This is a genomic window from Methylocystis parvus (assembly GCF_049675845.1).
Lineage (GTDB): Bacteria > Pseudomonadota > Alphaproteobacteria > Rhizobiales > Beijerinckiaceae > Methylocystis > Methylocystis parvus_A.
Map to the genome: position 1 here is coordinate 782,595 of NZ_CP187161.1, position 16,986 is coordinate 799,580.

Here is a 16,986-nt window from a genome sequence, read left to right on the forward strand (position 1 = left end):
ACGCGGACAGGAGCTTTGAGATGAACCAGATCGTCACCGATTGGCGCGACGCCGCGCCGCTTTCGCGCGCCGATTTCGAAGCCGCGATCCGCAATGTCGGCGTCGAGCGCTATCACGACAAGCACGAATTCCATAAGCTCCTGCATGGCGGCAAGCTCCAGAAACATCAGGTCGCCGCCTGGGCGCTCAACCGCTACTGCTATCAGGAGGCCGTGCCGCGCAAGGACGCCGCCTTCATGAGCCGCGTGCACGACCGCGAGCTGCGCCGCGAATGGATACATCGCATCCACGACCATGACGGCCTCGGCGAGGAAGCGGGCGGCATCGAGCGCTGGCTTGTGCTCACCGATGCGCTCGGCTTCTCGCGCGAATATGTTACCTCTCGCCGGGGCGCCCTGCCCGCGACGAAATTCGCGGTGGAAGCCTATGTGCGCTTCGTCGTCGAGCAGCCGCTCGTCGTCGCGGTCGCGTCGTCGCTGACGGAGCTTTTCGCGCCCTCCATCCACCGCGAGCGCATCGTCGGGATGCTGGAGAGTTACGACTTCGTCGACGACCATGTGATGGCCTATTTCAAGCGCCGTCTGTCGCAGGCGCCGCGCGACTCGGAGTTTGCGCTCGGCTATGTGCTCGACAATGCGCGCACCCGCGAGGAGCAGGAAGCCTGCGTCGGCGCCGTGCGCTTCAAATGCGATGTCTTGTGGGCGCAGCTCGACGCCTTACATCACGCTTACGTCACGCCGGGGCTCATCCCGCCGGGCGCTTGGCGGCCGGAATAAGGCCCCCTCCCCAGCCCTCCCCCGCTGCGCGGGAGAGGGAGCAGACCGAAGCCTCCATCGACAGCGCTGATAGCGAGCGTCCCCTCTCCCGCAAAGCGGGGGAGGGACAGGGAGGGGGCGAAACAGTCCCGACAATGCCGAGCAACGAATGACCCAACGCTACATCATCGGCCCGGACTCTCGCCCCGCCTTCACGCGCTATGCGCGCCTGCACGAGGATCGCGCACGCCAGCGCACCGTCATCCTCGCGCCCGAGCGCGCCTATGAACTCGATCCGATCGGCCTCATCGTGCTCAAGGCGATCGACGGACAGACCACAATCGCCGATCTCTGCGCGCGCCTCGCCAGCCAATATTCAGCGCCGGTCGACGTCATCACCCGCGACGTCACGAATCTGCTGCAAGGGCTAGCCGACAAGCGGCTGCTGCGCGACGGCGTCGATCCGTTCTCGCCGCCCAAGCTCTCGGACTTCGCCACGTCTATCGCGCCCTTCGCCGGCGGCCCTACCGGGCTTCTCGCCGAGCTGACGCATCGCTGCCCGCTGCAATGTCCTTACTGCTCTAACCCGCTGGAGCTCGAGAAATCCAATGTCGAGATGACGGCGACGCAATGGGGCGAGACCTTCCGTCAGGCCGCCGCGGCCGGCGCGGTGCAACTGCATCTTTCCGGCGGCGAACCCACCGCGCGACGCGATCTGGAAGAAATCCTCACATATGCCGTCGAGGCGGGCCTCTATACCAATCTCGTCACCTCGGCCGTTCTTCTCACGCGCGAGAAGCTGGCGCGGTTGGCCGAGATCGGCCTCGACCATGTGCAGGTCTCGATACAGGACGTCGTGCCCGAGAGCGCAGACCGCATCTCCGGCTATGAAGGCGGCGTGCCGAAGAAGCGCGACGTCGCGCGCTGGACGCGCGAGCTTGGCATGGGCCTCACCATCAATGCGCCGATGCATCGCCAGAACATCGCGCATCTGCCGCAGATCATCGACTTCGCCGTGGAAGTCGACGCGCAGCGCATCGAGATTGCGCATATCCAGTATTACGCCTGGGCGCAGGAGAACCGCGCGGCGCTGATCCCGACCCGCGAGGTCTTCATGGAGACCGTCGGCGTCGTCGACGAGGCGAAGAAGCGCTTACAAGGCGTGCTGAACTTCGACTTCGTCATTCACGACCATTACGCGACGCGGCCCAAGCAGTGCACCGGCGGCTGGGGCCGCTCGATCATGGTCGTCACGCCTTCGGGCAAGGCCCTGCCCTGCCATGCGGCGCAGACGATACCGGGCCTCGTCTTCGACGACGTTCGTCAGCGTCCGCTCGCGGACATCTGGCGGAACGGCGACGCGTTCAACGCCTATCGCGGCACGGAGTGGATGAAGGAGCCGTGCAGAAGCTGCGACCGCAAGGAAATCGACTATGGCGGATGCCGCTGCCAGGCGCTCGCCATCGCCGGGGACGCGGCGGCGACCGACCCCGCCTGCCATCTGTCGCCAGATCATGCGCGCTTTGCGGCCTATGCCGAGACAGAGTCGCACGCCCTGCCGCCCGATTTCATCTATCGGCGGTACGGCGGCGCGCCGCAAAGCGCGCCGGCCGAGGAGTCAGTCTAGAGCGGCTCCTTGCTGCCCGATCCGCGCCTTGTCGCGCGGGTCGAGATATTCGATCGTCCATGGGCCTGTGCCGGTCACCTGCAAGACCGCGTCTTCATTTACGGCGATCCAGTGGCCCATGCCGGCCGGCGCTGCGAAGAAGTCGCCTGCATGGATGAAGGTTTCCGCCTTCGGGTCGAGCCTCAGCCCTTCGCCATAGCGCCCCGAGCCGGAAATGAGCGTTACCGTTTCGAGATCCGGGTGCTTGTGCACGGGCACCTGATAGCCGGCTTTTGCGCGCAGCCGGACGACGAACGGCCCCGGCGCGCGTGGATCGCCAAAAAGAACGGCCACCTCCGCGCCCTTGGGAAGATCGGCGGGCGCCGGGCTCCATTCGAGTCCGTCGGCGCGGCGCAAGCCGCTGGTCTGGGCCAGCGCCGCCGCGCTGAAGACGCAAAGAGCGCCAAATGTGAGAGCAATTGACCGCATCGGCTCCGCCTCCTCCATTTCAAGGTGAGAACGCGTTGCGGCAAATAGGGCGGCGAGGAGGCCTTTGCCCGATACCCTTTGGATTTTTCTAACGCGGTAACCAAAGAGCAACCTACGGCATGCATATTTAAATCGTCTCGCGGAGTTAAAGGTTTGTTTTGCGTAAGCGTCGCGTAATGGAGTTCAAGGCATGAAGTCGCGGGATACACTTGTTCGCCTGAAACGCTTTCAGGCAGAAGAAAAGCGCCGGCGCGTCGTGCAGCTCAACACAATGATTGCGGAATTCACGCGCATGTCGAACGACCTGGAGCGCGAAATCACGCATGAAGAGCAGCGCGCCAATATTTCAGACCCCAGTCATTTCGCTTATCCGACCTATGCGCGCGCCGCGCGCTCCCGCCGCGACAACATCGTGGCGTCGCTGAACGAGCTCAAGGGTCAGCTTGAAGAGGCGGAAGCGCATTTCAAGGAAGCAAGCGACGAACTCGCCAAGGCGCAGAGCCAGGAGGCCCGCGACCGCGGCGCCGAGCGCATGGTGGACGTCGTTGCGGAACGCCGTCAGGCGGAGACGCACGCCTTCCGGCGGGGCGCTTAAACCAGCCGCCAGTAAAGTCTGCCGCCTGGCAGGCGGAACCAGAGCCCTAACCGCCGCCCCGGCGCGGCGACGACCTGCGCGCCCGCGAGAAGTTGGCGCGCAATGTCGTTTATGGGCCAGCCAAAACGGCGAAAAATAATCCCCGGGCGCGCGGCGCTCACGAAGGCCATCTCGAAACGGGCGAGATCGCCAATCCAGGCGGGTTCGCTCTTCCGGGCCGCCAGAAGCTGCGCAAGCGCCGCCGCGTCGCCGCGATGCCGCTCCGGCGACGGCGGTCCGTCAATCGCCTCGAACAGCAGCCTGTCGAAATCCTCTCCCAGCGCCTTCGCCGTAAGGGGCAGAATCTTGCGAACATCGAGAGCGCGCTTGCCGAGAAGGCAGCGGGCGAACTCCTCGACTTCGCGCTTATCGAGCGCGGCGAGCGTCGCCGCGTCGCCATCGGAGAAGCCGAAGCTGCGAGCGGCGCCTTGAGGATCTTCGAAAAAGGCGCGGCGCAGCTTCGCGTCGGTGAAGAGGCGCGCAAGCAGCGCCTGCGTCCCTCTCAGCCCCAACGTCCGCACTCCTTCAGCGTCGCGCGGGCGCGTTCGACCTCGTCCAGCAGTTCGCCGAAAGGCGGCAGGCGCTCGTCGCGTTCGAGGATCACGCCCTTTACCGGCGCGCGCGCGACAATGCGGTCGTAAAGCGCCCAGACCGCCTCGCTCGTCGCCGCGTCATGGCTGTCGATCAGCACGCCGTCGCGCCAGCGACCGCCCGCGTAATGGATCTGCACGAGCCGGTCCCACGGCCAGCGTTCGAAAGTGGCGTCGATGTCGACGCCGTGGTTGACGGCGTTCGTATAGAGATTGGCCACGTCGCACAGCCAGCCGCATCCCGTCGCGTCGAGCGCGCGCGTGAGAAACTCCGGCTCGTCCATCTCCGCGCCCGGCACGCGCACGACCGTCGTGATGTTTTCGAGCACGAGCGGCGCCTTTATGCGCTTGCGCACGGTCTCGACATTGCGCGCCACGACGTCGAGCGCCTCGCGCGTATGGGGAAGCGCGGCGAGATGGCCGATGTTGATCCCGCCCGCGCGCGTGAAGCACAGATGCTCGCTCCACCAGGGCGGCTCGATGCGCTCGATCAGAGCCGCGAACTTGTCGAGATAAGCGTGATCGATCCCTTCCGCCGAACCGATCGACAGATCGAGTCCGTGCGCGACGACTGGGAAATGCGCACGCAGAAGATCGAGCTCGCGCAGCTTCTCGGGCAAGGCGTCGAAATAATGATCCGCGATGATCTCCAGAAAATCGACGCGTGCGCGGTTCGCGAAGAGATCGGCGCGAAAGGGCGGCCGATATCCCAACCCGGAACCGAGCGCGGGCGCGCTAATCGCCGCCACCGCCGCAGCCGCCACAACCGCCGCCGCCGCCATCGCTGCTGCCGCACGATCCGCCGCAGCTTGAACCGCAGCTGCTCCCGCCGTCGCCCGAGGCGCGCTTGAAATGCTCGGTGAAAGCGGCGTCGGCCGTGCCCTTCAACACCGAGAAACCGTAGAGGCCGATGAGAAAGAGCGACGCGCCTTCGAACGCCTTCACCGGGGCCGGCGCGCCGACCTCCAGCAATTGCTCGTCGAGACGCGGCTTGTAGGCGAGCTTCATCGCATCGAGATAGGCCTGCCCGCGCCGGCTCGCATGGCTGCGCGTCGCGACATAGCAGAGCACGAAGAGCCCGATCACGGCGGCGAGGCAGAGGAAAACGAGATACCAGACGTTCTTGTGCCCGGCGCTCAGCGCGACGTAAATCTTGGCGCCCGCGAAGCCGACCAGCAGCAGCGTGCCGACGATCTGCACGCGCGTCCGCCACGTCTTGACGGACTCGGGCTTCACCAGCTCCCGCGACGCAAGTCTGTCATGCACAGGCTTGAGCTGCTCCAGCAACTCACGCCGCTGCGTGCGGTTGGCGAAAAGCTCATGCGCCTTTGGCTTCGCCTGAATGGACTCCAGCACGCGGCTTTCCATCGCGTCGAGCGCGCCGGGCTCGGGGCGCTTGGTCGTCGGGACGATGCGATCGTCCGAGCCGAGCGCCGCATAGCCCCGCTGCACCAGGTCGTAGCAGATCATGCGAATGACCTGATTCACGCCGCCCTGGAGGAACGCCACTTCGATCGGATCGGGCTCCTGCGGCACGGGCGGCGGCGGGCGCTGGCCGGTCTGGTCCGCGAAACGGATCAGGAGCCACCCCGCGACGAGGACGATGATCGCCAGCAAGCCGAAGACGTTCAGAAACTCCGGCCCCGGCAGATTTAGGAAGGGAAGGTTTTCCAAAGCGCGCCCCCTTAATCCCTGATGTCGTTGAAAAGACGCCGCGCCTGCAGCGTCGCCACCGCCAGCACGCCCATGCCCAGCGCCTGATGCCCGAGCGCGAGCAGGAGATGCGGCGTCCCGGCGTAAGGCGGCTCGACGAGAAGCAGCGTCGCGACGCCGAGCGCAATCTGCCCGAGAATATGCGCAAAGAGGATGACCGCGCCGCTGCGCGCCCTGCCCGCCGCGTTCATCCAGGCGTCGACGAGATGCAGCGTTGCGATCGCAAAGATCACGTAAGCGATCATACGATGGAAGAACTGCGCCGTTATGGGCGTATCGACGATATTGGCCCACCAGGGCTCTGTCGGGAACAGCACGTCGGCCCGAGGGATGAACGCGCCTGCGATCAGCGGCCAGGTGTTTTCCACCAGACCCGCGCGCAGGCCGGCGACGATGCCGCCCATGAAGAGCTGCACGAAGACGAGCGCGAGAATGAGGGCCCCGACCGCGCGCAGCCGCCCGATATGGTCATGCGCGCTCGATTCGCGCCGCGGCCCCAGCCCGCCGGCGACCCAGAGGCAGGACGAGAAGATGAGCGCGGCGATGACGAGATGGATCGCAAGGCGCTCCTGCGCGACCTCGGTGCGATGGACGAGACCGGAGGAAACCATCCACCAGCCGACCCCGCCCTGCAGCGCGCCAAGCGCGAGAATGCCGATCAGCTTGGGCTTTACCGCCGAAGGCAGCCGCTTCGTCGCCCAGAACCAGATCAGCGGGATCGCGAAGACCGCGCCGATCAGGCGCCCGAGCAGGCGGTGGGCCCATTCCCAGGCGTAGATGAACTGAAATCCGGCGAGGTCCATGTCCGGAAACAGCTCTTTGTATTGCGGGATCTTTTTGTAATCCTCGAAAGCCTGCGTCCATTCTTCGTGCGAGAGCGGCGGGATCACGCCGGTGACGGGCTTCCATTCGACGATGGAGAGGCCGGATTCGGTCAGTCGCGTCGCGCCGCCGACGACGACCATCAGAAAAACGAGGCCCGCTACGATCCAGAGCCAGTTGCGCACGTCGACCGCGTTCGCCTCCGTCGCGTGGTGCTTCACCTCGGGGACGGGATGGGGAAAGAGAAGCCAGTCTTCCATTGCGCTCGCCAGGAGGTTTAAGGGTTCGGGCACTTAAGGGATGGTCGCGACGCTTGTCCACACCTTGCGCGGCCAGCGTTGGCGCAGGGCCAGATTTTGGGCTGATATGACGCGCCCCCGAGATGTAAGAATGTCTCGCAGAGATTGAGTCGGGGATAGAAGGTGGCCGCGAGAGGCGCGTTATCCAGGGAAGAGATCGCCACGCTGCGCACGATCGGAGATGTCGCGGAGCATCTCGATCTGCCGCAGCATGTGTTGCGATTCTGGGAGACGCGCTTCAAGGAGATCGATCCGGTCAAGCGCGCGGGCGGCCGCCGTTTCTACCGGCCGCGCGACATCGAGCTCGTCGAGGCCATCCGCCATCTCCTCTATCGCGAAGGCTATACCATCAAGGGGGTGCAGCGCATCCTCCAGGAACAGGGCGTCGACAACGTCATCGCCGACGTGCGCCGCCGCCAGAACGGCGAATCGCCTTCGGCGCCGACCGCAGCCCCGGAGCAGGAGCCGGTCCGCACGGAGCCGCAGGCGCCCGAGTTTCCGCCGCCCGCTTCCGGTCCCGGCCTTCAGGCGACGCTCGATCTGCCTGAGCCGGAGCCGCTCGTCTTCGCGCCCGAGCCGCCCCCCGTCGCGCCGGCGGTGGACGCTCGGCTGGCCGAGCCGCCGGTCGAAGCGCCCGCCCGACCTCCCGCGCCCGCCCCGGTTTTCAACGCGCCTGTGGTCGTCACAAGGCGTCTGGATCAGGAGCAGTCCCAGATTTTGCGGCAGGTCCTCGCCGAAATCGAGGAGTGCAAGCGGCTGCTAAACCTCACGCGCCGCTAAGGAGGCTGTTGGAAAATCAGACGAAGGCGCCTTCCCCGTTGCCAGCGGGCCGTCGCCTCTCTATAAGGGCGGCCAGTCGGAGTGTAGCGCAGCCCGGTTAGCGCACTTGTCTGGGGGACAAGGGGTCGTGGGTTCGAATCCCGCCACTCCGACCATTACCGCAACATACCGGTGAAGGTAGCGAGCAAGCTGACCCTTGCCGCGGCTTTGCTCAGGCGACGCGACAATCGCCGGAAGCCTCCTTGGAAAAGGCTCTACGCACCACGAGAGGCTTCAAAGCCTCATCCATGTCCCCGGTCGGTAAGCCGGGTCCTTCGAGTTCGACAAAGGCGTCGGAGTAAGTGCGTCTCCGCTACGCGCCCCGGCGCCGGCCGCCCTTTCCAACAGCGAGCAACGCAGGCGTAGGAAGCGCCGGCTCCGCCACACTCCCCTAACCCCCATCTCCAAGCGCAGGATTGGGGCGCGGTAAAATGCCGCCGCCCTGCTCGCCAACGCCACGTTGTCAGATTCTCCGCATGGGGGCAGACTTGCGCCGGTTACCGCGATAATCCGGCCAGTCAGACAAGCTTCGGCTCAACTTTTTCATTGTCTCGATCAAGCGCGTGAACAAAAAGCGCAGCATTTCAGGAAGGGCAGCAAAATGTATCGCGTTCTGTCACTTTCGCTTTTCGTGGCGGCGTTCGTCGTTACGGACCTCTCCGCGCAGACTCCCACCAAAAATGTCTGCGGCGCACTCGCGCCCGACCTGACAGGAGACGCAAACCCGCCTCCGCCATTCGAGCACCTGTTTCGGACGCGCGCTTATTTGAAATGCCGGCAGTCGCAAGCGGGCGCGACGCAGCGGGTCGGGCCCGCGCCGGAAGGGCGGTTCGTCCTGATTCCTAACGCCGACCCCAAGGCGATCAATGCGGCGGGCGACGTCACAGGAAATTACTTCGACTCGAATGGCGAGCACGGCTTCATCTTCAGTCATCAGGCCGCATTGACCCTGATCGACATTCCCGCCGCCACCTACACCCATGCCGCCGCCATCTCGGCCTCCGGCGAAATCGCCGGATACTTCCATCGTGACGAAAGCGGCGATTGCAGCGGCGGGGAGCACGGTTTTGTGCGCGCGAAAAACGGAGCGATCACTTATTTCGACATCCCCAACGCCTATGAGACGAGGCCTGTCGCATTCAGCCAGGCCGGCGACCTGACGGGATTCTTTTATGAGTGCGGAGGCCGGCAACGCGGCTTTCTTCGCAGCCGCGATGGAGCGCTCACCTTGTTCGACGTTCCGCCGGTTTCGGGCGCCTCGGAGATGGAGACCGAGCCTGTTGCAATCAATCCAGAGGGCGAGGTGACGGGCAACTGGCGAGCCGATCCAACCGGCCGCACGCTCAGAAGCGGCTTTCTACGCGGCGCCGGCGGCGGCATTGTCACGTTCAATGTCGTCGATCCCCAGCATTGCGAAAGCGTTTGCTACACAACTCCTGTCGCCATCAACCCGGGTGGCGTCATCACGGGCGTTTATAAATTCGGGAGCTTCCGGACCCCGTCACACGGATTCGTGCGCGCTCCCGACGGAAACTTCACAATGTTTAATGTGAGCAATCTATCAGACCTCACGACCCCTGTGGGCATCACGCCGGGCGGAGAAGTTGTCGGATATTATTCCGGCCCTTCCGGGACATGCGGCTTCATACGCGCGCGCAGCGGCGCCTTCACGACCTTCAATGTCCCGGGCGCGTTCGACACGTATCCTGCGGCTGTCAATCCGAGCGGAGCCGTCGCAGGAACATATTGCTGCGACGCGCAAGGCGCCGCCGCCGGGTTCATTTGGACGAAGTGAGCGAATAGGCGCGAGCGGGCGGTTTCCTGCTTTGCTCATGTCCAAACTGGCTGCGCGGCAGGGGATCGCGCAGCGGCGTTGAAATGCCGACGCTATGGCTGTTAGGCTCCTTAAACGAAAGAGCCTCGGCAGGCCGGGCACAAGGGCGAGACATGAAGATCCAATTCCTTGGCGCCGCCGGAACTGTTACGGGCTCGCGCTACCTTCTCGAAAGCAAAGGCGAGCGCATCCTCGTCGATTGCGGGCTCTTTCAGGGCCTCAAGAATCTCCGCCTGCGCAATTGGGCGCCGTTTCCGGTCAAGCCGAAGGCGATCTCGGCGGTGCTGCTGACGCATGCGCATCTCGACCATTCGGGCTATCTGCCGGCTTTGGCCCGCGATGGTTTTCATGGGCCGATCTACTGCTCGAAGGGCACGCGCGATTTGTGCAAGATTCTGCTCGCCGACAGCGCGCACTTGCAGGAGCAGGACGCCGAATACGCCAATCGCCGCGGCTTCTCGAAGCACCATCCGGCGTTGCCGCTCTATGACTCGCAGGATGCGCGGCGCGCGATGCGGCTGTTCTCCTCGCTCGCCTGCGGAAAAAACCACGAACTGCGCGAAGGCGTCGCGCTGCGCTTGCATCGCGCCGGCCATATTCTCGGCGCCTCGTCGCTCGAAGTGAACTGGAAGGGACGGCGGATCGTTTTCTCGGGCGACCTCGGGCGCTACGGCGATCCGCTCACGGTCGATCCCGAGCCGATCGACGGCGCGGATTATCTCATCGTCGAGTCGACCTATGGCGACCGGCTGCATGACCGCCGCGACCCGAAAGAGGCGTTGCGCGCCGTCATCGACCGCACGATTGCGCGCGGCGGCACGGTCGTCATTCCCGCCTTCGCGGTCGGCCGAGCTCAGATGCTCCTCTATTACCTGGAACAGTTGAAGGCGGATGGCCGTCTCGCCAATGTGCCGGTCTACCTCAACTCGCCCATGGCGGCGGCGGCGAGCGAGATATTCGCCAAGCATGACGACGGCCAGCGTCTTTCCGAGGACGAGCGCAGGCGCGCCGTGGGCGTCGCCAAATACGTCGAGTCCGTAGATGAATCGAAGGCGCTCAATGAGGACGAGACGCCCAAAGTGATCCTCTCCGCGAGCGGCATGGCGACCGGCGGCCGCGTGCTGCATCACTTGCGGAAATTTGCGCCAGATCCTCGCAATACGATCCTGTTCACGGGGTTCCAGGCCGCGGGCACACGCGGCGCGGCGATGGTTGCAGGAGAGCGAACCATCAAGATGCATGGCGAATTCGTGCCCGTGCGGGCCGAGGTCGAAAATCTCGCCATGCTGTCGGCGCATGCCGACGCAGACGAGATCATGCGCTGGCTGCGTAATTTCTCGCATCCGCCGCGCATGACTTTCGTGACGCATGGCGAGCCGACGGCCGCCGACACGCTGCGTCGCCGGATACAGGACGAACGCGGCTGGCGCGTGATGACGCCGGATCATCTCCAAAGCGTGACGCTCTCCTGACCTCTCATCCGCACGGCCTCGTTGTGGTTAGACAAGAACGGAAATCGGCATGACGCAAGCGACGGCGCGCGTGGTTCTCGTGACGGGCGCGACATCGGGCATCGGGCGGACATGCGCCCGGCATCTCGCCGCGCAGGGTTGGCGCGTCTTCGGCTCGGGGCGCAGCGCGCGTGACGGCGAACTTGTCGAGGGCGTAGAGATGCTGACGCTCGACGTCGACGACGCCGCGTCGGTCGAACGCGGCGTCGCGGAAATCATCGGCCGCGCCGGCCGCATCGACGCCCTTATCAGCAATGCCGGCTTTTCCATGCGCGGCGCCGTCGAAGACACAGCGATTGAAGACGCCAAGGCGCTGTTCGAGACGAATTTCTTCGGCGCGCTGCGCGTCAGCCAGGCCGTGCTGCCAGTCATGCGCGCGAATGGCCGCGGACATATCGTGAACATGGGGTCGCTGACGGGGATCGCCGGCGTCCCCACACCGGCCTCTACAGCGCCAGCAAATTCGCCCTTGCGGGATTGACCGAAAGCATGCGCTACGAAACCCGGCCTTTTGGCGTGCATGTCGTGTTGGTGGAGCCCGGCGACTTCAAATCGGAGATCGACGCCAATCGTCGCATGGCGGCGCCGGAAGGAAGCGCCTACGGAGCCGGCCTCAAATCTTTCCTTGCGCGTCGAACCCGCCATGCCGCCTCATGCCCGACGCCGGAACCCGTCGCGGCCCTTGTCGAGCGTATCTTGAACGACCCGCGGCCAAAGGCGCGCTATGTCGTCGCCATGCCGCAACAGCGCTTGCTGTTCGCGCTGAAGAGCATCCTGCCGCAGAAGCTATTTGAAAGCCTGATGGCCCGCCTGCTCGATGTTTGAGGAATTGTCGCCTCCGTCGCGCCGCATACCCGCGAATATCAGTGCAAGCAGCGCGCCCAGCGGGCCGGTCGCCAGCGCCGCGACCAAGGCGATCCGCGCATCCTGGTGGGCCCCGAGTTGGGTGATAAAGCCGTAGGACACGGCGCCCAGACCGGCGCCGTTCAGATAGCCTAGCGTTGAGCGTAGAGAACAGCTTGGGCATGGCTGCGTCCCGCGCGGGCTGAGCGGCCGCTGGAAAAACGGCAGGCTTCACAGAGTCGGAAGGTGCGTTCGGCGCATGACAGCCGGATGGCGGGGGTGCGGGAATGCCGGCTGCAAATAATCTGCTGGCGACACCCGAGGCTAGGCTCTTATAATGCTCAAGCGGCGCTTATTGCATGGGGGCTTTTTGGGCAACATGAACAGAAGCGTTTTACGCCTATTCCTGGCCTCGACGGCTCTTGCCGGACTTTCGTCCTTCTCGGCGCATGCCGCTCCCACCTCCCCTGTGGGATGGGTCTCGAAGATGTTCGGCAACGACGTCCCGACATGCGGCTCCGTAACGAGCCCATGCCGGACATTCCAATACGCGCACGACAACATCGTTGTCGCCGGCGGAACCATCCAGGTGCGCGATCCCGGGGGTTACGGTCCGCTTCTTATCACCAAGGCGATCGCCGTGATCAATGACGGCGTGGGCGGCGCCGGCGTTTTCGCAACGTCGGGACAAGCCATCATCATTGCGGCTGGAGCGAGTGACGCTGTTATTCTCAAAGGTCTGACGATCAACGGTGCAAATCTGGCCACACACGGCGTCAACATCGTTTCGGCAGGCTCGATCGCCATCGCGAATTGCACCATCAGCGGCTTCGTAACCGCCGGCCTGAATTTCGTGCCAACCGCGCTCGTCACATCGACGGTCTTCGACACGATCATCGCGGGCAATGGGACCGCGAACATCCGCATCGCGCCCAATGACGGATCGGTGCGTTTTCTCGGGCGGAACGTCAACGCGAGCAACGCCCAATACGGGATCCTGATCGACGGCGCCCATACGACCGGCGTCAACGCCTATCTCGAGAACAGCGCGGTTACGAACAACGGTACCGGCGTCTCGACGATCAGCGACGGCACCTCCAACACCGTTTTCATCGGCGAAAGGCTGAATTCCAGTTTCAACTCGAATTACGGACTCTGGGCCCAGAACGGCGGAGCCATCCGGATCATGCGCTCCAGCATCAGCAGGAACGGAACCTGGGACGTTTATAACCAATCGGGCCCAATCCAGACCCTCGGGGACAACTACATCGTGACCCGCTATCAACCGCTCGTACAGGGCGCGCTCGAGTAGGCCGTATTAGCGCAGATCAGGCGTCGTCGCCTGCGACGACGTCAGCCTGCGCCGAACGGTGCGACATTGCACCGTCGACGATACGGTCCCGTTCTGGGCGCGACGGATGAACCCGGAAGCGTTAGACAGGCGACCTCGCGGCGCGGCGCGCTATGTCCTCTACTTTCCAAGGAAAGGCGAGGCGAGCGATGCAACCGATCCCTCCGCGACAGCGAACGCCCGAAGACGACCCTGCCCCCGGCGCGCCTGCGACCGGCGAGGACGTCTGTCCCGAATGTCACGGCACAGGAAAAGCGACCGATCTCGAAACCGGCGCACAGGCGGACGCCCCCTGCCCGCGCTGCGACGGCACAGGCCGCATCATCGAGGGGATCGGCGGCGGGTAAGTTGACGGCAATTCTCTCGATCTTGGAGACAGGCTGGTCTCCAAGAAGCGAAGAGAGCTTTGCTTTTTCCCCTGCCCGCCGCTTTGCTGACGTCCAAGAAAGCAACAGCTTTTTGGAGGGCGTAATGTTGAAGCGCGGGATCTGCCACTTGCTCTGCGGCGCGGCCGCGTTCGTCGCCACAAGCGCCAACGCCGCGTCGGTCGTGACAAGGTTCGATGATCAATCGACCGTCACGCTCGTGCGCGGTTTCGCGCGCGTCGGTCCGGTCGTCGGCTATCGCGGCGGCGGCGGCGCCTATGTCGGCGCGTGGCGACGGCCCTATGCCTGGCCTCCGGGCGGAGCGATCGCCGCCGGTGCGGCGGTCGGCGTCATGTCGGCGGCGGACGCCTATGGCTACGCCACGATCGCCGCCCCGGCGGAAGGACTGTGCTGGTATTACACCGACGACAACGCCTCGCAGGGCTTTTGGGACGTCTGCCAATAGCGGCTCTGCTGCAGCGCGCATTGATCCGAGTCACGACGACGCGGTTATATCGAGCCCCGCCGTTTTCGCTAACTGCTCGCAGCCGCAACGCCCGCGGCGGCGATGGACGACGCGGTGCTCACCTATTGCAAGGACGACGTCGAGCGTCTTTGCGCCGGCGTCCAGCCGGGCGGCGGCCGCATTCTTCAATGCCTCAAGAGCCGCAAGGCGGAGATGAGCGTCGGCTGCGCGCGGGCCTTCAGAAGATGAAAAAGAGCATGGGCAAATAAGCTCAGCGCGTCTTCGCCGCCTCGCTCAGCACGTCGATGATCGGCTTGCCGCCGACATAGAGATTCTCGACGGCCCAGTCGCCGTCGAGAATGCGCACGACGACATAGGCGTCCTTCTCGCGCGTCGCCTTCGTATAGGCGGTCTCCGCCGCCGGCGCCTTCGCTTCTTCCATGTAATAGCGGTCGAAGGGCAGACGCAGATCCTGACCGGGATAGCCGCGTTCGACATTCAGCGTCAGATACGGCCCGCTCTGCGGCGGCGCGAGCGCCGCTTCGCCAAAGCGCGAGAAGCCGTCGTCGCCGACGATGACCGGCGCATAGACCTTTCCCCGGAAGGATGGCGGAAAATTCGACGGCAGCTTTGGAAGGCCCTCGCGGAAATTCAGCGCGACATATTTCCCGCGAAAGGCGTCGTAGGGATCGACCGGCGCCGTTCGAACTCTAAACGGCTGGCCATAGGCGAGCGCGCGCTCCTGCTTCCAGATCATGCTCGCCGGCGCGGCGAGTTGAATGAGGCAGACGAGGAGGAAGGCCGCGTAAATCCAGGCGCGTTTCATTTCGCCCCTCCGCGTTTGCGCAGCATGACGAGATTTGCAGTCAGGAACCCAACGCCGATCAGGATGAAGCCTATGCCGCGCGCCACGAAGCCGATGTCGGAGTCGAAGAAGCGGCAGAAGATGAGCGCCGAGAGGATCATCATGCCCGCATTCATCGTGCCGAGGCCCTGCGAACGCACGCCCGCCGACAGCACGCCGACGCCGAGACCGAAGACGTAAAGGTTCATCAGCGCGACGGACGCCCAGGGGGACGCCTGCGCAACGACATAGGCGGCGCCCGCGACGAGCGGCAGCGCGCCGAGAAGCGTTTGCGACGAAAGCTCGCCGCGCCGCAGGCTATCGCCCCACAGCGCCAGGCTCGCGACGAGCCACGCGATGGCGAGGAATAGGCCGGCGCTTGTTCCATGCACGGTCTCGTGAAGGCGCCAGACGTCTTCGAAGGTGAGCGCCAAGGCGAGACCGATCGCACCGAGCGCGCCGACAGTCTGCAGCGGGCGCTGGCTGGCCGACCCCGCGTCGCCCCACCATTTCTTGCCGGCAAGAAAGAGCGCGGTCCAGAAAGCGCTGTGCCAGACGGGCCAGAGCCCGCCGATCGTGCGCTCCTCCAAGGTAAGGAAATAGCCGACCGGCAGGGTGAGAACGAGGATCCAGCCGAAGAGCGTCACCTGCGAGCGATAGCGCCCTTCCCTGATCTGGAGGAACCACCAGGGCAGCGCGAGCGCCAGCAGGCCCCAATAGCTGAGCGAGCGCGTGAAGGCCGTTCTGATTCCGAGCCAGGCGGATGGATAGGTCATTCCCGCCCATGACGCGATGGCGATGAGATAGAGGAGCGCGGGAAGCGTCGCGCGCATCAGATAGGCGACGGGCAGCGCGAGAAGCGCCCAGCTCAGCAGAAAATCCTCGAAGCTCCCGCCCAGATGATAGGTCTGTGCGACGAGCGCGATGGAGCTGCCGATGGCGAGGGTGAGGAAAGTGCCCGCCCCTTCCCGCCAGGCGACGCTGTCGGGGCGGCGCGCAAGCGTCCATCCGCAGAGGCCCTGCCCGATGAGCATCGGGGCGAAGGAAAGCGCGGTCCGCGTCGCGCGGCTCAGATCGTCCCAATTATGCGCGAGCAGCAGGATGACGCCGCCGCCGATGAGCGCGGCCCCGAGAATGCCGAAAAGGACAATGGCGCGGCTTCGTCCGCTCTGCTCGACGTCGCCGTAGCGCTCTTGAAGCCGTGCGACCGACTCCTGGGGAATGATTCCGGCCCGCACCAGATCCGGCAACTGGCTGTAGAGCCAGGCCACATGCTTGCGATCCTGCATGGCGAGACGCTCAAATCGATTGACCTCGCCGGGGCGGCGAAGCGTTCAAAGACGAATTGAAGTCTAATACCCCTCGGCGCGCAACTCTTTGGCGCCGCGGTTCAGAGTCGCGTCGACTCGTCGATGTCGCCCGGATTGAAAGGCTTCTCGAATTCCGCGCCGATGCCGCCCTCGAAATGGCGAACGACGACGGCGGGCGTCGTGCCGATAATGATCTTGGCGCCGAGATAGGGACGCGCCTCGGTCTCGATGCCGACGCCGGAGAGTGAGATATCCTTGATCTTGGCGATGATCTCGTTCCCCTCGGGAAGACGCACGAGCGTGCGCTGCATCAGCGGCACAATACGCTCGTGGCGGCGGTCTTCCGGCAGATTGAAGGCGTGTCGATTTGCGAACCAGGTGAGCTGATCGGCGAGCTTGTCGCGCTTCATCGGCGGCAGATTCATCGAAAGCGCGAAGCCGACATCGGTCTGACGCATGGCGACGCCGGCGAAACGGCCGATCTCGTCTAGATAGACGACGACCTTCTCACCGATCTGCGCCTTGACGGGCGCAAACAGCGTCATGTCGCCTGGAGACATTTCGACGGTCTGGCACGGATACTCCCGCCGCGACTCAAGCATGTAGCGCCCGAAAAGGGTCACGGGGACTCGCTGAAACCGACGGTTCTCGCGCGAGTCGTAGAGGTAATTCAGTTGGGGTTGAATTGCGGCCATGTCTGGTCGTACTTCCGCATTGAGTTTCCAGACAATACCG

18 protein-coding genes, 1 tRNA gene and 1 pseudogene are annotated in these 16,986 nt (G+C 64.5%); 12 read left to right on the top strand and 8 right to left on the bottom strand.

Annotation, left to right across the window (positions count from 1 at the left end):
• Positions 1-20 precede the first annotated feature (20 nt).
• Both pqqC and pqqE read left to right on the top strand, forming a co-directional pair.
• A complete protein-coding gene (gene pqqC, locus ACPFMJ_RS04235) occupies positions 21-776 on the top strand; it encodes a pyrroloquinoline-quinone synthase PqqC (protein WP_424362616.1) in 756 nt (251 codons plus the stop codon).
• Between the two features lie 148 nt (positions 777-924).
• Positions 925-2,382, top strand: a complete 1,458-nt coding sequence (gene pqqE / locus ACPFMJ_RS04240) for a pyrroloquinoline quinone biosynthesis protein PqqE (protein WP_424362617.1) — start codon at positions 925-927, stop codon at positions 2,380-2,382.
• On the opposite strand, the gene ACPFMJ_RS04245 is transcribed toward pqqE, so the two are convergent.
• Positions 2,374-2,850 carry a cupin domain-containing protein gene (locus ACPFMJ_RS04245; RefSeq protein WP_424362618.1) on the bottom strand — a complete coding sequence of 159 codons (477 nt, stop codon included), beginning with the start codon at positions 2,848-2,850 and terminating at the stop codon, positions 2,374-2,376. The genes pqqE and ACPFMJ_RS04245 overlap by 9 nt on opposite strands.
• A gap of 190 nt (positions 2,851-3,040) precedes the next feature.
• On the opposite strand from ACPFMJ_RS04245, the gene ACPFMJ_RS04250 reads away from it, so the two are divergent.
• Entirely contained in the window at positions 3,041-3,445 is a 405-nt protein-coding gene (locus ACPFMJ_RS04250; protein WP_424362619.1) for a flagellar export protein FliJ, read from the top strand.
• Here ACPFMJ_RS04250 and ACPFMJ_RS04255 read toward each other — a convergent pair.
• Genes ACPFMJ_RS04255 through ACPFMJ_RS04270 form a run of 4 tightly spaced genes read right to left on the bottom strand, consistent with a single transcriptional unit; the run spans position 3,442 to position 6,869 of the window.
• On the bottom strand, positions 3,442-3,996 hold the full coding sequence (locus ACPFMJ_RS04255; RefSeq protein WP_424362620.1) for a hypothetical protein: 555 nt from the start codon (positions 3,994-3,996) through the stop codon (positions 3,442-3,444). The two genes, ACPFMJ_RS04250 and ACPFMJ_RS04255, sit on opposite strands and share 4 nt — an antisense overlap.
• Positions 3,987-4,823, bottom strand: coding sequence for a DUF692 domain-containing protein (locus ACPFMJ_RS04260; RefSeq protein WP_424362621.1), 837 nt, complete (start codon positions 4,821-4,823; stop codon positions 3,987-3,989). Before ACPFMJ_RS04260 ends, ACPFMJ_RS04255 begins: the two co-directional genes overlap by 10 nt.
• A complete protein-coding gene (locus tag ACPFMJ_RS04265; protein WP_424362622.1) occupies positions 4,810-5,748 on the bottom strand; it encodes a TIGR04222 domain-containing membrane protein in 939 nt (312 codons plus the stop codon). The genes ACPFMJ_RS04260 and ACPFMJ_RS04265 overlap by 14 nt, the downstream gene beginning before the upstream one ends.
• An 11-nt stretch (positions 5,749-5,759) precedes the next feature.
• Positions 5,760-6,869, bottom strand: coding sequence for a COX15/CtaA family protein (locus ACPFMJ_RS04270; protein ID WP_424362623.1), 1,110 nt, complete (start codon positions 6,867-6,869; stop codon positions 5,760-5,762).
• Positions 6,870-7,031: 162 nt separating this feature from the next.
• Here ACPFMJ_RS04270 and ACPFMJ_RS04275 point away from each other — a divergent pair, with 162 nt between their 5' ends.
• From ACPFMJ_RS04275 to ACPFMJ_RS04315, 9 genes and pseudogenes are all read left to right on the top strand, one after another.
• Entirely contained in the window at positions 7,032-7,688 is a 657-nt protein-coding gene (locus tag ACPFMJ_RS04275; RefSeq protein WP_424362624.1) for a MerR family transcriptional regulator, read from the top strand.
• Positions 7,689-7,765: 77 nt separating this feature from the next.
• Positions 7,766-7,843, top strand: a tRNA-Pro gene (locus tag ACPFMJ_RS04280).
• A 485-nt stretch (positions 7,844-8,328) separates the two neighbouring features.
• Entirely contained in the window at positions 8,329-9,522 is a 1,194-nt protein-coding gene (locus ACPFMJ_RS04285) for a hypothetical protein (RefSeq protein WP_424362625.1), read from the top strand.
• Between the two features lie 152 nt (positions 9,523-9,674).
• Positions 9,675-11,033: an MBL fold metallo-hydrolase RNA specificity domain-containing protein gene (locus tag ACPFMJ_RS04290; RefSeq protein ID WP_424362626.1), complete on the top strand. Its 1,359-nt coding sequence runs from the start codon at positions 9,675-9,677 to the stop codon at positions 11,031-11,033.
• A 49-nt stretch (positions 11,034-11,082) separates the two neighbouring features.
• A pseudogene (locus ACPFMJ_RS04295) lies at positions 11,083-11,897 on the top strand (SDR family oxidoreductase).
• Between the two features lie 505 nt (positions 11,898-12,402).
• A complete protein-coding gene (locus ACPFMJ_RS04300; RefSeq protein ID WP_424362627.1) occupies positions 12,403-13,227 on the top strand; it encodes a hypothetical protein in 825 nt (274 codons plus the stop codon).
• A 188-nt stretch (positions 13,228-13,415) separates the two neighbouring features.
• Positions 13,416-13,613, top strand: a complete 198-nt coding sequence (locus ACPFMJ_RS04305) for a hypothetical protein (protein ID WP_424362628.1) — start codon at positions 13,416-13,418, stop codon at positions 13,611-13,613.
• A gap of 124 nt (positions 13,614-13,737) precedes the next feature.
• The gene (locus tag ACPFMJ_RS04310; protein ID WP_424362629.1) at positions 13,738-14,097 is read left to right on the top strand and encodes a hypothetical protein; all 360 of its coding nucleotides are present in this window, start codon (positions 13,738-13,740) and stop codon (positions 14,095-14,097) included.
• Between the two features lie 102 nt (positions 14,098-14,199).
• Positions 14,200-14,346 (top strand): cysteine rich repeat-containing protein, encoded by a 147-nt coding sequence (locus ACPFMJ_RS04315; RefSeq protein ID WP_424362630.1) that lies wholly within the window; start codon positions 14,200-14,202, stop codon positions 14,344-14,346.
• Positions 14,347-14,368: 22 nt separating this feature from the next.
• Here the strand turns inward: ACPFMJ_RS04315 and ACPFMJ_RS04320 are convergent, their stop codons facing one another.
• The 3 genes from ACPFMJ_RS04320 to ACPFMJ_RS04330 form a co-directional block, all read right to left on the bottom strand.
• On the bottom strand, positions 14,369-14,923 hold the full coding sequence (locus ACPFMJ_RS04320; RefSeq protein ID WP_424362631.1) for a GDYXXLXY domain-containing protein: 555 nt from the start codon (positions 14,921-14,923) through the stop codon (positions 14,369-14,371).
• On the bottom strand, positions 14,920-16,230 hold the full coding sequence (locus tag ACPFMJ_RS04325) for a DUF2157 domain-containing protein (RefSeq protein WP_424362632.1): 1,311 nt from the start codon (positions 16,228-16,230) through the stop codon (positions 14,920-14,922). The genes ACPFMJ_RS04320 and ACPFMJ_RS04325 overlap by 4 nt, the downstream gene beginning before the upstream one ends.
• A 101-nt stretch (positions 16,231-16,331) precedes the next feature.
• Positions 16,332-16,946, bottom strand: a complete 615-nt coding sequence (locus ACPFMJ_RS04330) for a PilZ domain-containing protein (RefSeq protein ID WP_424362633.1) — start codon at positions 16,944-16,946, stop codon at positions 16,332-16,334.
• Positions 16,947-16,986 lie beyond the last annotated feature (40 nt).

Excerpts from the sequence above, each read along its gene's own strand:
- pqqC (WP_424362616.1), top strand. The coding sequence starts at position 21 with ATGAACCAGATCGTCACCGATTGGCGCGACGCCGCGCCGCTTTCGCGC.
- pqqE (WP_424362617.1), top strand. The coding sequence starts at position 925 with ATGACCCAACGCTACATCATCGGCCCGGACTCTCGCCCCGCCTTCACG.
- ACPFMJ_RS04245 (WP_424362618.1), bottom strand. The coding sequence starts at position 2,850 with ATGCGGTCAATTGCTCTCACATTTGGCGCTCTTTGCGTCTTCAGCGCG.
- ACPFMJ_RS04250 (WP_424362619.1), top strand. The coding sequence starts at position 3,041 with ATGAAGTCGCGGGATACACTTGTTCGCCTGAAACGCTTTCAGGCAGAA.
- ACPFMJ_RS04270 (WP_424362623.1), bottom strand. The coding sequence starts at position 6,869 with ATGGAAGACTGGCTTCTCTTTCCCCATCCCGTCCCCGAGGTGAAGCAC.
- ACPFMJ_RS04285 (WP_424362625.1), top strand. The coding sequence starts at position 8,329 with ATGTATCGCGTTCTGTCACTTTCGCTTTTCGTGGCGGCGTTCGTCGTT.
- ACPFMJ_RS04290 (WP_424362626.1), top strand. The coding sequence starts at position 9,675 with ATGAAGATCCAATTCCTTGGCGCCGCCGGAACTGTTACGGGCTCGCGC.
- ACPFMJ_RS04300 (WP_424362627.1), top strand. The coding sequence starts at position 12,403 with ATGTTCGGCAACGACGTCCCGACATGCGGCTCCGTAACGAGCCCATGC.
- ACPFMJ_RS04305 (WP_424362628.1), top strand. The coding sequence starts at position 13,416 with ATGCAACCGATCCCTCCGCGACAGCGAACGCCCGAAGACGACCCTGCC.
- ACPFMJ_RS04310 (WP_424362629.1), top strand. The coding sequence starts at position 13,738 with ATGTTGAAGCGCGGGATCTGCCACTTGCTCTGCGGCGCGGCCGCGTTC.
- ACPFMJ_RS04315 (WP_424362630.1), top strand. The coding sequence starts at position 14,200 with ATGGACGACGCGGTGCTCACCTATTGCAAGGACGACGTCGAGCGTCTT.
- ACPFMJ_RS04320 (WP_424362631.1), bottom strand. The coding sequence starts at position 14,923 with ATGAAACGCGCCTGGATTTACGCGGCCTTCCTCCTCGTCTGCCTCATT.
- ACPFMJ_RS04325 (WP_424362632.1), bottom strand. The coding sequence starts at position 16,230 with ATGCAGGATCGCAAGCATGTGGCCTGGCTCTACAGCCAGTTGCCGGAT.
- ACPFMJ_RS04330 (WP_424362633.1), bottom strand. The coding sequence starts at position 16,946 with ATGGCCGCAATTCAACCCCAACTGAATTACCTCTACGACTCGCGCGAG.